A 14,568-nucleotide genomic window follows, 5' to 3' on the forward strand; every position below is an offset into this window, starting at 1 on the left:
GGCGCCGGAAACGAAGCGTTACCGGCGCCCGGCCGCGCTCATCCGGCGAAATCCAGCCGCGCATTCACCCACGCCGCCACGATGGCGGCCGCTGCCTGCTCGGCCTGTTCTGCCGGCAGCTGCTTTTCGCGCACCAGCCATGCGGCGGTGTCTGCGCGCACCTTCGGTAGCAGCGCGCGCACCGCCTTGCGATCTGCGGCCGGCCAATCACTGTCATTGCCGCTCCACGCGGCAATCGCCTTGTCCGGGTCATTGCCGTAGCGCTTGCGCAGCGCCGGCTGCAGGTACAGCAATGGCGAAACCGACGCCCGCAGCGCGACGACTTCCCACTCGGCGTAGCTTGCATAGCGAATGGTGCCGGCGTCCTTGCTCATGGCCTCGATCATCCCCGCAAAGCCGGCATCGAGCTGTTTCCAGCTGGCAAGCGCGAACAGCCCGCCCGGCGGCGCGCAGATCGGCGCGAACCCGTCGCGCGTGGAGCCATACAACGGCCCGAATGCGTCGTACGCCGGCTCGCCCACTGCCGCGAAGATGAAGCAGTGCACGTAAGGTCGTTGATCGCCATTGTCGCGCTCGATCCACATCCGCAGCAGGGTCAAGACGCGTTCCTGCCGTGAGCTGGGCGGTGCGCCGGCCACGTCATCGAGCAGCGAGGCCGCAAACCCATCCACCTTGCGCAACGCCGTGCGCGCATGTGCGAACCGCGCATCTGCCAGCGCGGCATCGACACCGGCGGCCGGCACGAACTGATGCAGATACGCCAGCCACGCCGACGCCAGCGGCGCGTCGTAGCCCTGCAACTGGCGCGCCGCGTCCGCAGGCCTGGCGGGAATGCGGGCGATGATGCGGTCCAGCCCTTGTTGCTGGGCGGTGAGTGCCTTGCTGAGCACATCGGCCCTGGCTGTCAGGCTGCGCTGCAGGCAGTCATCCGGCCTGGCGTCCTGCGCGCAGGAATTACGCTGCCGCAGCCAGGCGCGCTGTTGCTCGCGTACGCTGGCCACTGCCGTACGCGGCGCAGTCTGCACCAGCGCCTGGTAGCTCTCATCCAGCTGCTCGTCCAGCAGGCCGAGCGCAGGCACCGCACACAGGCGCTTTTCCACCAATGTGCTCGCCTGCTTGCAGTCGAACGACGCTGCCCACGCGCCGCTGGCACTCAGCACCAGGGCACCGCCCAGCAGCCACCGCAGCGCGCATGCCCGGCGCGTCATTGCGCGGCCTGCTTGCGCACCGGCAGCAGCGACAGCAGCAGCAAGGTCACTGCCAGCGCCACGTAGGCACCGACGAACTGCCAGCTGATCACCCGCGCCAGGCCGTGCAGCGACCAAGGCAGATAGATGCCGCCACGCGGGTCCACCGAATGGATCAGCCCGAACAGGGTCAACCCCGCGGCGACCAGCAAGAACACCGCACCGCGCCGCAGCCGGCCATCGATCATCGCCGCCACCGTGGCGATCCACAGCATCGCGGTGATGATGAAGCCATTGCCCAGTGCGAAGATCACTGCCAGCTCCGGCAAGCCATGGCCATCCAGCGTGGTTGTCAACGCCACCAGCTGCTCCGGCGCGATCCAGCCCGGTGCCTTGATGGTCAGCAAATAGGCCACCGATGGCAGGAACCCGAGCACCATCGCGCCGGCATGCTGCCGGGGCGTGGCCTGGAAGGCCTGGGTGGTGATGTCGATGGACACATACACGATGATCGGCGCCAGCACCGCCAGCGGCAGCCACTGCACCAGCCCGCTGATCACCCCGAGCATGCCGCCAATGCCGACGAACAGCCCCGTCAGCAGCGTGTAGCCCGAGCGCGCGCCCATGTGCTTGTAGGCGGGCTGGCCGATGTAGGGCGTGGTCTGCGCCACGCCGCCGCACACGCCGGCCACCAACGTGGCGAAGGCTTCCACCAGCAGGATGTCGCGGGTGCGGTAATCGTCGCCAGCGGCGCGTGCGCTTTCGCTGACATTGATGCCGCCCACCACCATCAATAGCCCGAACGGCAGCAGCAACGGCAGATACGCCACCGTCGCCGGCAGCCCGTCGATGAAGCCCAGATTCGGCAGCGGCAGCACGATCTGCGGCGGCGTCCACGCCGGCACCGTGAAGCCCGGTGCGCCCAATCCGGCCAGGCCGAGCCCGTAATACAGTGCGGTGCCGATCACGAATGCCACCAGCACGCCGGGCAGCTTGGTCGGCAGGCGGCCCTTGGCCAGCAGCACGTACAGCAGCAGGCCCAGGGTGACGAAACCGGCCACCGGCGAGCGCAGCGTTTCCAGCAGCGGCAACAGGCCCATCAGCACCAGCGCGATGCCGGCGATCGAGCCGAGCAGCGCCGCACGCGGCAACGCCCGGGTCACCGCCTCACCCACGAACGACAGCACCAGCTTGAGCAGGCCCATCACCACCAGCGCGGCCATGCCGAGCTTCCAGGTGGCGATTGCCGCCGCCTGCGGGTCCAGTCCCTGCGCCTTGAAACCGGCGAACGCCGGGCCCAGCACCAGCAGCGCCATGCCGATGCTGGTGGGCGCATCCAGCCCCAGCGGCATGGCGGTGACGTCATCGCGCCCGGTGCGTGCGGCCAGCCGCCGCGCCATCAAGGTATAGAGCAGATTGCCCACCAGCACGCCGAACGCGGTGCCCGGGAACATGCGCCCGAACACCACTTCCGCGGGGAACTGGAAGATGCCCACCAGCGCCATCGCGATGAAGCCGAGGATGGAAAGATTGTCGACCACCAGGCCGAAGAAGCCATTGAGATCGCCGGCGACGAACCAGCGCGGCGAGGCCGCAGGACGCGAAGAGGGAGCGGACATGGAGGTCTGCGAGACGTGGGGACAGGCGATGGTAGCCGCTGCCTGGTACGCGCGACAGCGGCCCGATGGAACGAGGTGTTGGCGCACCCGGTATGGAGGCGCGCGGCCATCAGCAGGATCCTGCACAGGCTCTTGCACACTGCCAGCGCGTTGCGACGGGTTGCAGGATCCGCCAGCGCGATCAGCCAGCACCCCGCTGCGCAGGCCGTGCCAGCGATACGACAGAGCCGGCACATTGAACAGTCGCCAGCTACATGCAGGCTCGCTTGCAGCGCATCGCACGGCTGCCAGTGCCGATTCACCGCCGTGGCCGCGCCGGCCCCAACAATCAGCTGGGATGCCTGCGCGCTACTGCTGGCGCAAGGCGTCCACACTCACCCAGCCCAGCATGTCGCCTGCCGTGGCGCTGCGGTAACGCAGCTTGATGCGCGTGGCATCGGCGCTGACATCCAGCGCGTCGGCGCGATCGCCGCGCACCAGATAACGCCGCGTCGTGGACGCGGTTGCCGTGGCGTAGAAGGGCAGGCGCGCTACCTGCACCCGCAGTTGCACCGGCATCGGCGACTCCAGTGTTTCGCCGATGGCAGTGGCGATCACGACGCCCTGCGGGTCGAAGGTGGACCACACCGACAGCGGATACGCGTCGTCGCCGTCGCGCCCAAGCAACGCCTGGATGTCCGGCGCGTTGATCGGCTGCTGGGAGCGATAGACATAGAGCCGGCCAGCGCTATAGCGATATTGGTCGCTGTACCACATCGGCCCGCTACGGCAGGAGCTGGTCAGGCTGCGCTCCTTGGCATCGGGGGTCAGATTCCACAGCCCATCGCATTGCACCGCCGGGCGCGTTGGCGCGGCCAGCGGCTGAAAGCGCCGTCGTACCGGGTCGAAGAGGAATACCAGCGTCGCTTCATTGACCTGGCCCAGCATCGCGGTCACCGCAAGATCGCGGTGCCCGTCGAAGTCGTAGTCGTCGCTGCGCAGAGCGCTCCCGCCTTCGCCGTCATCCACATCCGCGTCCAGCCACTGCGTACTGCCGCCCGGCGACAGCACCACCTGCAAGCGCGTGCCGACCAACGTGGCGGTGGCTTGGGTCTGCGCATCGATGCGCACCTGCACGCGGGTATCGTCGGCCGCAGTCGCCGCACCGGTGAACGCTCCCAGCGCCACGAACAGGAACGCGGGCACGCCGCGATGGGCGTGCGGCCATCGCCATCGCGGCCTGTTGGTCACCATGCGCGATGCCCTCAGAACGACACCTCCACCGCCTGCCGCGACCACAGCACCGACTGGTGTCCGGTGGCCTGCTTCCAGGCCAGGCGGATCGCTTCGATGTCGTTACGCCGCTGCGGGGTGTCTTCGTGCAGGATCACCAGCACCTTGGTGCCCAGCCGGTTCGGCTCCTTGGCGCCGCGGAACAACCACTGGCCGTAGGCATCGAACACGGTCAGCCCGTCCGGAAAGCGCGGGGTCACTTCCTTGTCCAGGAAGGCGCGCCACTGGGCTTCGTCGATGGTGCGGGTCTGCGGGCGGTCGGCCGGGCCGGTTTCTTCGCCCACGCCGAAATACAGCTCGCTGCGCACCCAACCCCGCGCCGCCGCCGGCCGCGCCGCATCGCCCTGCAGGCTGGCGGTGGCCGCTGCGGGCGCACCGCCGGGCGTGGTGGCGCAGGCGGACAACGCCAGCGTGGCGGCAAGCAGGCAGGACGGCAGCAACTTCATCGACTTCTCCGGATCGGGGGGGCAGGCTCATGCGGGCCGGGTATCAGCTGATGCCGGCGTGCGCGCACTGTGCCACCTCGCGCCGGCCTGAACAACGCGATAATATCTCTCCATCCGGATGAATGTGGACAATCCGACCCCTTTGCGCCCCAGCCCGGCCGGATGCCAACCGCGTGGCGCGTTGCAGTTGCAGGAGAGAGAGCATGACCCGCCCCACCCTATCGGTGATCGGCCTGGCAGTGGCCGCAGCACTGAGCGCCAATGCGCAGGCCCAGCAGGCCGACCCCGGCGCCACCACCCTGGACACCGTGATCGTCACCGGTACCCGGGCCAGCGACCGCACCGTGCTGGAATCGACCGTGCCGGTGGACGTGCTCACCGCCGAAGACATCCGCAAAGCCGGCGTGGTCAACGGCGAACTGGGCAGTGCGCTGCAGGCGCTGCTGCCCTCGTTCAATTTCCCGCGCCAGTCCAACTCCGGCGGCGCCGACCACATCCGCGCCGCCCAGCTGCGCGGGCTCTCGCCCGACCAGGTGCTGGTGCTGGTCAACGGCAAGCGCCGCCACACCTCGGCGCTGGTGAACACCGACAGCAAGATCGGCAAGGGCACCACGCCGGTGGATTTCAATTCCATCCCGATCAACGCGATCAAGCGCATCGAGGTGCTGCGCGACGGCGCCGGCGCGCAGTACGGCTCCGATGCCATTGCCGGGGTGATCAACGTGATCCTGGACGACAACCCCGAACGCGGCGAGCTGGAAGCCAGCTTCGGCGCCTACAACACCGATGTGGAACCGATCAATCGCCGCGTCACCGACGGCCAGACCAGCTACGCCAGCGCCAAGGTCGGCTCGCTGCTCGGCGATGACGGCGGCTTCTTCAAGGTGGGCCTGGAGCTGAAGAACCGCGAGGCGACCAACCGCGCCGGCTTCGATCAGATCCCGCCGTTCGAGGAGCAGACCCCGGCCAACCTGGCGCTGGCCGGGCAGCGCAATTACGTGCTCGGCGACGGCGCCACCAAGGGCTTGAACGCCTGGCTCAACACCAAGGTGCCCTTCAGCGACAGCGGCGAGTTCTACGCCTTCGGCACCTACAACCAGCGCGACACCGAAGGCGCCAACTACTTCCGTTACCCGGACAGCAGCGCCAACTGGCGCGAGATCTACCCCAACGGCTACCGGCCGATTTCCGAAGGCGAAAACCGCGACCTGCAGATCGTCGCCGGTGCGCGTGGGCAGTGGGGCAACTGGGACTATGACGCCAGCGTCAACCACGGCCGCAACGACTTCACCTACCGCCTGCGCAATTCGCTCAATGCCTCGCTCGGCCCCACCAGCACCACACGCTTCAAGACCGGCGACTTTGCGTTTTCGCAGACGGTGGGCAACCTGGACCTGACCCGCGTGTTCGATGCGGCCGGCGGCACCCATACCTTCGGCACCGGCGCCGAGTTCCGCCGCGAGCAGTACCGCACCCATGCCGGCGACCCGGCCAGCTACGCCGCCGGCCCGTTCACCGACCGCCCCACCGGCTCGCAGGCCGGCGGCGGGCTCACCCCGCAGGACGAAGCCGACCTGTCGCGCAACGTGGCCAGTGCCTACGCCAACGTGTCCAGCCAGTTCGGCGACAAGTTCTCCACCGATCTGGCCGGCCGCTACGAGCATTACCAGGATTTCGGCAGCCAGTGGACCGGCAAGCTGGCTGCGCGCTATGCGTTCGCCCCGGCGTTTGCGCTGCGCGGCGCCATTTCCAACAACGTGCGTGCGCCCTCGCTCAGCCAGATCGGCTACGAAGCAACCTCCACCGGCTACGACGCCGCCGGCAGGCTCACCCAGGGCCGCCTGCTGTCGGTCAACAACCCCATCGCCCGCGCGCTCGGCGCCACCGACCTGAAGCCGGAAAAGTCCGTCAATTACAGCCTGGGCTTCACCAGCAAGCTGGGCGATCACTTCGACCTGTCGCTGGACTTTTTCCAGATCGATATCGACGACCGCATTGCGCTGTCCGAAAACATCATCGGCGATGCGCTGACCAGCTTCGTGCAGCAGAACTTCGGCGTCACCGGCGTGCAGAGCGCCAGCTACTTCCTCAATGCCGCCGACACCCGCACCCGCGGCGCCGAGCTGGTCGCCAACTGGCGCCAGTACGCCTTCGGCGGCGACCTGCTGCTCACCGGCACCTACAGCTACGCCAAGACCGAACTGGAAAACATCATCGCCACCCCGGCGCAGGTGCTGGCGTTGAACCCCGAGTACGTGCTGTTCGGCGTGGAAGAAAGCAATACGCTCACCGACGCCGCACCGCGCACCCGTGCCGCGCTCGCGGCCAACTGGAGCAACGAACGCTGGAACCTGCAGACGCGCGTCAACCGCTACGGCAGCGCCACCCGCGTGTTCGACTTCGGTGGCGGCTTCATGCCGCGTCAGACCTACGGCGCGGAGTGGCAGCTGGACCTGGAAGCCGAATATCACCTGGGCACGCACTGGACGCTGGCCATCGGCGGGCAGAACATCCTGGACAACTACTCGGACCGCTCCATCGACGACATCGCCTACTTCGGCAACCTGCCGTACGACGTGCTCTCGCCGATTGGCAGCAATGGCGCATATTGGTATGGGCGGGTGCGGTACTCGTTCTGAGCAAGAGCGTTAAGCCCCTCTCCCCTCGGGAGAGGGGTTGGGGTTGGGGTACGGGGGCGAAGCCCTTACGGCGTTCAAACTGCGCGAGGCTTCGCACGTACCCTCATCCGCCCCTTCGGGGCACCTTCTCACGATGGGAGAAGGATGGCAGCCGCCGTTGCATAACCTGAATATCACACTGCCTTGCGCACACTAGCGCGATGGCAGACGTGCACTCCCCCCTTCCCTCGCCGCCATTGCTGGACGATGCCTGCGCATTGTTTCTGGACGTGGACGGTACTCTCATCGACTTTGCCGACAGCCCCGAGGCTGTGCGGCTGCTGCCCGAGGTCCGCGAGGCCATCGAGCGCCTGAGCGATCGCCTCAACGGCGCGGTGGCGCTGGTCAGCGGCAGACCGCTGTCGCAGCTCGACGCCTTGTTCGCGCCGCTGGTGCTCCCGGCTGCCGGCCTGCACGGACATGAACTGCGCAGCGACGTCGATGCGCGCGCCGCCATGCCGCAGGACACCTCCGCCTTTCTGCATGGCCTGCATCAGCGGGCCGCTGCACTCACGCACACGCACACGGGCGTCCTGGTCGAAGACAAGGGCGTCAGCGTGGCCTTGCATTGGCGCGCGCAACCGCTTGCCGGCCCCGACGTGCTGGCATTTGCGCAGCAGGAAATCGTCCAGCTGCCCGGCTATCGCCTGCAGCCCGGAGACCATGTCGTCGAGTTCGTGCCCGAGGGCAGCAACAAGGGCCTGGCCGTCGAACAGCTAATGCAGCAAGGCGCCTTCGCCGGCCGCACCCCGGTGTTCGTCGGCGACGACCTCACCGACGAATTCGGCTTCGAGGCGGCCAATCGCCTGGGCGGGTGGAGCGTGCTGGTCGGCGATCGTGCGCAGACCAGCGCGCGCTTCCGCGTTACAGGTACCGCCGCCGTGCACGCCTGGCTGCAATACAACGCGCGCACCGCATAACTGCAGGCGCGCCTCCTCTCGTCACTACAGGAACGTTTGCACTTCATGACCGAGCCAAACCTGGATCTGGGCGTCATCGGCAATTGCAGCTTTGGCGCATTGGTCGATCGGCAGGCACGCGTGGTGTGGAGCTGCCTGCCCGCCTTCGATGGCGATCCGGCCTTTTGCACGCTGCTCTCGCCCAAGACCGAAGGCGGCGACTTTGCCGTGGAGCTGGAAGACTTCGCCAGCAGCGAGCAGCACTACCTGCCCAATACCGCCGTCTTGCGCACCGTCTTGCGCGATCGCCACGGCGGCGAGGTGGAAGTCATCGACTTCGCGCCACGCTGGCGCAATAACGGCCGTTTCTATCGGCCGGTCAGCATCATCCGGCAGATCCGCCCGCTGGCCGGCAACCCGCGCATCGTGGTGCGCGCGCGCCCGCTGGCCGATTGGGGCGGCCGCACGCCGGACACCACCTGGGGCAGCAACCATATCCGCTGGGTGTTGCCGGAGTTCACTTTGCGCCTGACCACCGACGTGCCGGTACGCTTCGTCCGCGACGGGCTGCCGTTCGTGCTCAGCCATCCGGTGAGCCTGGTGCTGGGCGTGGACGAGTCGCTGACCCGCTCGCTCACCGGCTATGTGCAGGAAGCGCAGGAGCGCACCGAAGAATACTGGCGCGAATGGGTGCGCTATCTGTCCATCCCGCTGGACTGGCAGGAAGCGGTGATCCGCAGCGCCATCACGCTCAAGCTGTGCCAGTACGAAGACAGCGGCGCCATCATCGCCGCAATGACCACATCGATTCCGGAAGCGCCCAATACCCCGCGTAATTGGGACTACCGCTACTGCTGGCTGCGCGATGCCGCCTTCGTGGTGCGCGCACTCAATCGGCTCGGCGCCACCCGCACGATGGAGCAATTCATCGGCTACATCTTCAACATCGCCACCAGCGACGGCACCATGCAGCCGCTATACGGCATCGGCTTCGAGTCGCAGCTGGAAGAGCATGAAGTCGACACCATGGACGGTTACCGCGGCATGGGTCCGGTGCGACGCGGCAATCTGGCCTGGATCCAGCAGCAGCACGATGTCTACGGCAGCGTGGTGCTGGCCTCCACGCAGTTGTTCTTCGACCTGCGCCTGAAGGACCAGGGCGATGCCGACACCTTCCGCCGGCTGGAGCCGCTGGGCGAGCGCGCCTACGCGCTGCACAACGTGCCCGATGCCGGTCTGTGGGAATTCCGCGGCCGCGCCGAAGTGCACACCTATACCGCCGCGATGTGCTGGGCCGCCTGCGACCGCCTGTCCAAGATCGCCGACCGATTGGTGCTGCCCGAGCGCGTGGCGTACTGGCGCGAGCGCGCCGACAGCATCCGCGAACGCGTGTTGACCGATGCGTGGAGCGACGAACACGGCCATTTCACCGATACCCTCGGCGGCCATCGGCTGGATGCCTCGTTGTTGCTGCTGGCCGATATCGGCATCGTGGCCAACGACGACACCCGCTTCGTGCGCACGGTCGAAGCCGTTGGCCGCGTGCTCAAGCATGGCGATGCGCTGTACCGCTATATCGCACCGGATGACTTCGGTGAGCCGGAAACCAGCTTCACCATCTGCACGTTCTGGTACATCGATGCGCTGGCCGCGATCGGGCGCAAGGACGAGGCGCGTGAATTGTTCGAGCGCATCCTCTCGCGCCGCAATCACCTCGGCTTGCTGTCGGAAGATCTATCGTTCGAAGACGGCGAAGCCTGGGGCAACTTCCCTCAGACCTATTCGCATGTCGGTTTGATCATCGCAGCGATGCGCTTGTCGCGGAGCTGGCAGGAGGCGTCATGAGTCGTTTGGTGGTGGTATCCAATCGTGTTGCAGTGCCGGGCGAAAATCGCGCAGGCGGTCTGGCGGTCGGTTTGCTGGCAGCGCTCAAGGAGCGCGGCGGCGTGTGGTTCGGCTGGAGCGGCAAGACCGTGCGCGGCGACAGCGGCGGCATGCACGAGCAGACCGAAGGTGACATCAAGTTCGTCACCATGGACCTCAACAAGCGCGACATCGATTCGTACTACAACGGCTTCGCCAATCGCACGTTGTGGCCGCTGCTGCACTTCCGCCTGGACCTGGTCGATTACGACCGCGCCACGCGCGAAGGCTATATGCGCGTCAACCGCCTGTTCGCGGAAAAACTGGCGCCGTTGCTGAAAGACAGCGACACCTTGTGGATCCACGATTACCACATGATTCCGCTGGGCGCGATGCTGCGCGAGCTGGGGGTGGGCTGCAAGATGGGCTTCTTCCTGCACGTGCCGATGCCCTCGGCCGATCTGGTGCAGGCCATGCCCGATCACGCGCGCCTGTTCAGCACCTTCTATGCCTACGATCTGGTCGGCTTCCAGACCCAGCGCGATGCAGAACGCTTCAAGGCCTATGTGCGCCTGTTCGGCGGCGGCCGCATCCTGGAAGGCGATCTGGTGGAAGGTCCGGGCGGGCGCCGCTTCACCGCATCGTCGTTCCCGATCGGCATCGACACCGATCTGATCGCCACCCAGGCCAAGGCAGCGGTCGGCAAGCAGGCGGTACGCGACCTGCGCGAGAGCCTGCGCGGTCGGCAGCTGGCCATCGGCGTGGATCGGCTGGATTACTCCAAGGGCCTGCCGGAACGCTTCCAGGGATTCGAGCGCTATCTGGAGCGCTATCCGGACCAATCCGGCAGCCTCACCTATCTGCAGATCGCACCGGTGTCGCGCGGCGATGTGGCCGAATATCGTCAGTTGCGCGGGCAGCTGGAACAGATTGCCGGACACATCAACGGTGGGCATGCAGGTCCGGACTGGACGCCGTTGCGCTACGTCAACCAGAACTTCAGCCATGCCACCCTGACCGGCTTTTATCGCGCCGCGTCGGTGGGCCTGGTCACGCCGCTGCGCGATGGCATGAATCTGGTCGCCAAGGAATTCGTCGCGGCGCAGGATCCGGAAAACCCGGGCGTGCTGGTGTTGTCGCTATTGGCAGGTGCAGCCGACGAGATGAAGGAAGCGCTGCTGGTCAATCCGCACGATCTGGACGGTGTGGCCGATGCAATCGCGACAGCGGCCAGCATGCCGCTGGCAACGCGCATCGAGCGGTGGCGCGCGATGATGGATCATCTGCGCAAGAACAACATCAACGATTGGCGCCAGCGTTATCTGCAGGCCCTGGCCGACGTTTGATCTCTTCTTCTCCCTGCTGAAGATCCCGCAGGGCCGATAAGAGACGGGAGTGCTGGCGCAGCGTTGCAGCGGAGCCCGCACCATTTGCCATCCGCTGCACGACACGCACGCGATACCGCTCCCTTCCCCTCCTGGAGAAGGTGCCCGATGCGATAGCGCTTCCTTCTCCCACCGGGAGAAGGTGCCCGAAGGGCGGATGAGGGGACGGCTGAAGAAGGCGCCCGACGTTTGTCGCCAAAACGCGACAACGCGGGGCCTCAAGCATGACCACCGCCGGATCAAACGATTCGATGCCTTCCGACGCTGGTGCTGCACCCAGCGATGCTTGCAGCCACCATCCTCCGGAGTAGGCGCTGGTCATCAACCCGATGCGTGACCACACCGCGTTGGAATCTTCGACTTCCATGCAAATCCGGTGCAGCGGGCGTGCAGGTTGGAACGGTGGTCCCCATTCCGTCACGGACAGGCAGCGCGTGGAGGTCTAAAATATTCACATGAGTAGCGCTGAGGACCCTGGGAGGGGCTGCGCGTTCATATCCAGGTCGCCGGCAGCCCTGTGCCAACGGGCGACCTCTCTCCCTCCACGACTTGTCGCCCGGTGCGGCCCCAAGTCCTTCCTGACATCTCAAAATGACTGATCAATCCTCAAAACGTGGGCTAGGCACCTGGTTGCTGGTGGCCTATGCGGTGGTGATCGCCGTGCTCGGTGCGGTGCTCGCCTACGAAGGCGGCCGCCTGGTGGCCGTCGGTGGTTCCTGGTACTACCTGCTCGCGGGCATCGCCCTGCTGGCGGCCGGTGTGCTGCTGGCACTGGGCAAGCGCGCCGGCCTGTGGCTGTTTGGCGCCACGCTGGCTGCAACGATCGCCTGGGCGCTGTGGGAAGTGGGCCTGGACGGCTGGGGCCTGGTCCCGCGTCTGGCCTGGATTTCGGTACTGGGGCTGGTGCTGCTGCCGTTCTGGGGCGTGGCGCGTCGCCGCATGCAGCCGTTGTCCGGTGTGGGCTACGCCATTGTCACTGGCGTGCTGCCGGTGCTGGGCGCCGGCCTGATCCTGTGGCCGCTGTTCCTGCCGCGCAATGTCGAGCTGGCCGACGCCTCCAAGCAGGCCGCCAACCCGACCGCCTTCAGCCGCGGTAGCGTACCCAGCCCGGACGGCAATGTGGCGGCCAACCACGACGCCAGCAATTGGACCGCCTATGCCGGCTCCAATCTGTCCAACCACTACACGCCAGGCGCCCAGATCACCCCGGACAACGTCAAGAATCTCAAGATTGCCTGGGAGTTCCACACCGGCGACCTGAAGCCGAAGGACTCCAAGCTGGGCTACGCCTTCCAGAACACCCCGCTCAAGGTCGGCGACCTGCTCTACATCTGCACGCCCACCCAGAAGGTGATCGCGGTGGAAGCCGCCAACGGCAAGGAGCGCTGGCGCTTCGATCCGCAGACCAATCCCAAGGCGATGGCCGGCGTGGCCGCCACCACCTGCCGTGGCGTGTCGTACTACCAGGCGCCGGAAGGCACCGCCGAGTGCCCGACGCGGATCTTCTGGCCGATGGTCGATGGCCGCCTGGGTGCGCTGGACGCGCAGACCGGCAAGCTGTGCGCCAGCTTCGGCAACAACGGCTATGTGGATCTGAATGCCGGCACCGGCAACACCAAGCCGGGCTTCGTCGGCCCGACCTCGCCGCCGGTGGTGATGCGCGGCGTGGTGATCCAGCCGACCGGCCAGGTGCGAGACGGCCAGGAAGGCGATGCGCCGTCGGGCGTGGTGCGTGGCTTCGATGCGCTCACCGGCCAGCTGCGCTGGGCCTGGGACCTGGGCAACCCGGCAATCACCGCCGAGCCGCCGGCCGGCCAGACCTATACCCGCTCGACCCCGAACGTGTGGTCGCTGATGGCCGCCGACGACGAGCTGGGCCTGGTCTACCTGCCCACCGGCAATGCGTCCGGCGACTTTTTCGGCAAGGGCCGCACCCCGCAGGACGAGGAATACACCGCCTCCCTGGTGGCCGTGGACGCGGCCACCGGCAAGGAGCGCTGGCACTTCCGCACCGTCAACCACGACCTGTGGGATTACGACATCGGCCCGCAGCCGAACCTGGTCGACTGGCCGGTGGCTGGCGGCGGCACGCGTGCTGCGGTGATCCAGGCCACCAAGTCCGGCCAGGTCTTCGTGCTGGACCGCGCCACCGGCGAGCCCATCATGCCGGTCAAGCAGATCCCGGTGCCGCAGGGCACCGATCATGGCGACTGGACCGCTGCCACCCAGCCGATCTCGCCGGGCATGCCCAATACCGTGGGCGCGCCGAGCCGTGAGGTCGAAACCATCATCGAATCCGATGCCTGGGGCATGACGCCGTTCGACCAGCTGGCCTGCCGTATCCAGTTCAAGCAACTGCGCTACGAAGGCATGTTCACCCCGCCGACCCTGCAGGGCTCGCTGGCCTTCACCGGCAATCACGGCGGCATCAACTGGGGCGGCGTCTCGGTCGATCTGCAACGCGGCATCATGGTGATGAACAGCAATCGCCTGCCCTACACCCTGCAGGTCTACACCCGCGAAAAGATGAATGAGCTGGGCGTGGTATCGGTGTTCGACGGCAAGAGCAAGACGCCCGGCTACATGGCGCAGAAGGGTCTGGCCTACGGCGCCCGCAAGGAGCCGTGGATGTCGCCGCTCAACACGCCGTGTGTGGCACCGCCGTGGGGCTACATTGCCGGCGTGGACCTGCGTACCCAGCAGGTGTTGTGGCGCCGTCCGCTGGGCACCGGTTACGACCAGGGCCCGATGGGCATCCCGTCCAAGACCAAGTTCGAGATCGGCACGCCCAACAACAGCGGCTCGCTGACCACCGCTGGCGGCGTGACCTTCATCGGCGCGACGCTGGACGACTTCCTGCGCGGCTTCGACACCCGCACCGGCAAGCAGGTCTGGGAAACCCGCGTGCCGGCCGGCCCTCAGGCGGCCCCGCTGAGCTACACCATCGATGGCAAGCAATACATCGTGGCCGCCGTGGGTGGGCACGACCGCATGGAAACCAAGTCCGGCGACAGCGTGATCGCCTGGGCCCTGCCCGACGACGCGCCGGCCGCGCCGGCGAAATAAGCGCCTGCCTGACGATGCAGTGACACACAAGCCGGCCGTCGTGAGACGGCCGGCTTTTTTGTGGGTCTGCCGTACCGAGCGGATGCATTGCTTCATGGGCTCGGGTGCCAGAGCAGCGTGGCCATGCGATCTGCCCGACCTCTTTTCTGGCGG

Annotated in this window: 9 protein-coding genes; 5 read left to right on the forward strand and 4 right to left on the reverse strand. The window is 66.9% G+C overall.

What is annotated here, in order from left to right; all coding sequences use genetic code 11:
• Nucleotides 1-38: 38 nt before the first annotated feature.
• From ACCQ10_RS15775 to ACCQ10_RS15790, 4 genes are all read right to left on the reverse strand, one after another.
• A complete protein-coding gene (locus tag ACCQ10_RS15775; RefSeq protein ID WP_372361223.1) occupies nucleotides 39-1,208 on the reverse strand; it encodes a lysozyme inhibitor LprI family protein in 1,170 nt (389 codons plus the stop codon).
• A complete protein-coding gene (locus ACCQ10_RS15780) occupies nucleotides 1,205-2,806 on the reverse strand; it encodes a hypothetical protein (protein WP_372361224.1) in 1,602 nt (533 codons plus the stop codon). The genes ACCQ10_RS15775 and ACCQ10_RS15780 overlap by 4 nt, the downstream gene beginning before the upstream one ends.
• A gap of 348 nt (nucleotides 2,807-3,154) precedes the next feature.
• A complete protein-coding gene (locus ACCQ10_RS15785) occupies nucleotides 3,155-4,039 on the reverse strand; it encodes an XAC2610-related protein (RefSeq protein ID WP_372361225.1) in 885 nt (294 codons plus the stop codon).
• Between the two features lie 11 nt (nucleotides 4,040-4,050).
• A complete protein-coding gene (locus ACCQ10_RS15790) occupies nucleotides 4,051-4,524 on the reverse strand; it encodes a DUF3574 domain-containing protein (protein WP_047695101.1) in 474 nt (157 codons plus the stop codon).
• 203 nt (nucleotides 4,525-4,727) lie between these two features.
• On the opposite strand from ACCQ10_RS15790, the gene ACCQ10_RS15795 reads away from it, so the two are divergent.
• From ACCQ10_RS15795 to ACCQ10_RS15815, 5 genes are all read left to right on the forward strand, one after another.
• A complete protein-coding gene (locus ACCQ10_RS15795; protein WP_372361226.1) occupies nucleotides 4,728-7,163 on the forward strand; it encodes a TonB-dependent receptor plug domain-containing protein in 2,436 nt (811 codons plus the stop codon).
• A gap of 200 nt (nucleotides 7,164-7,363) precedes the next feature.
• Nucleotides 7,364-8,122 (forward strand): trehalose-phosphatase, encoded by a 759-nt coding sequence (otsB, locus tag ACCQ10_RS15800; protein WP_372361227.1) that lies wholly within the window; start codon nucleotides 7,364-7,366, stop codon nucleotides 8,120-8,122.
• Between the two features lie 45 nt (nucleotides 8,123-8,167).
• Nucleotides 8,168-9,946, forward strand: coding sequence for a glycoside hydrolase family 15 protein (locus ACCQ10_RS15805; RefSeq protein WP_372361228.1), 1,779 nt, complete (start codon nucleotides 8,168-8,170; stop codon nucleotides 9,944-9,946).
• On the forward strand, nucleotides 9,943-11,310 hold the full coding sequence (gene otsA / locus ACCQ10_RS15810; protein ID WP_039405569.1) for an alpha,alpha-trehalose-phosphate synthase (UDP-forming): 1,368 nt from the start codon (nucleotides 9,943-9,945) through the stop codon (nucleotides 11,308-11,310). The genes ACCQ10_RS15805 and otsA overlap by 4 nt, the downstream gene beginning before the upstream one ends.
• 669 nt (nucleotides 11,311-11,979) lie before the next feature.
• Nucleotides 11,980-14,415 (forward strand): membrane-bound PQQ-dependent dehydrogenase, glucose/quinate/shikimate family, encoded by a 2,436-nt coding sequence (locus ACCQ10_RS15815; RefSeq protein WP_372363142.1) that lies wholly within the window; start codon nucleotides 11,980-11,982, stop codon nucleotides 14,413-14,415.
• The last annotated feature ends 153 nt before the right edge of the window (nucleotides 14,416-14,568 follow it).

The sequence above is a fragment of the Xanthomonas sp. NCPPB 1325 genome (genome assembly GCF_041477645.2).
Lineage (GTDB): Bacteria > Pseudomonadota > Gammaproteobacteria > Xanthomonadales > Xanthomonadaceae > Xanthomonas > Xanthomonas cannabis.

Bases quoted from the DNA above. Each gene is read 5' to 3' on its own strand.
- ACCQ10_RS15775 (WP_372361223.1), bottom strand. From the start codon at position 1,208: ATGACGCGCCGGGCATGCGCGCTGCGGTGGCTGCTGGGCGGTGCCCTG.
- ACCQ10_RS15780 (WP_372361224.1), bottom strand. From the start codon at position 2,806: ATGTCCGCTCCCTCTTCGCGTCCTGCGGCCTCGCCGCGCTGGTTCGTC.
- ACCQ10_RS15785 (WP_372361225.1), bottom strand. From the start codon at position 4,039: ATGGTGACCAACAGGCCGCGATGGCGATGGCCGCACGCCCATCGCGGC.
- ACCQ10_RS15790 (WP_047695101.1), bottom strand. From the start codon at position 4,524: ATGAAGTTGCTGCCGTCCTGCCTGCTTGCCGCCACGCTGGCGTTGTCC.
- ACCQ10_RS15795 (WP_372361226.1), top strand. From the start codon at position 4,728: ATGACCCGCCCCACCCTATCGGTGATCGGCCTGGCAGTGGCCGCAGCA.
- otsB (WP_372361227.1), top strand. From the start codon at position 7,364: ATGGCAGACGTGCACTCCCCCCTTCCCTCGCCGCCATTGCTGGACGAT.
- ACCQ10_RS15805 (WP_372361228.1), top strand. From the start codon at position 8,168: ATGACCGAGCCAAACCTGGATCTGGGCGTCATCGGCAATTGCAGCTTT.
- otsA (WP_039405569.1), top strand. From the start codon at position 9,943: ATGAGTCGTTTGGTGGTGGTATCCAATCGTGTTGCAGTGCCGGGCGAA.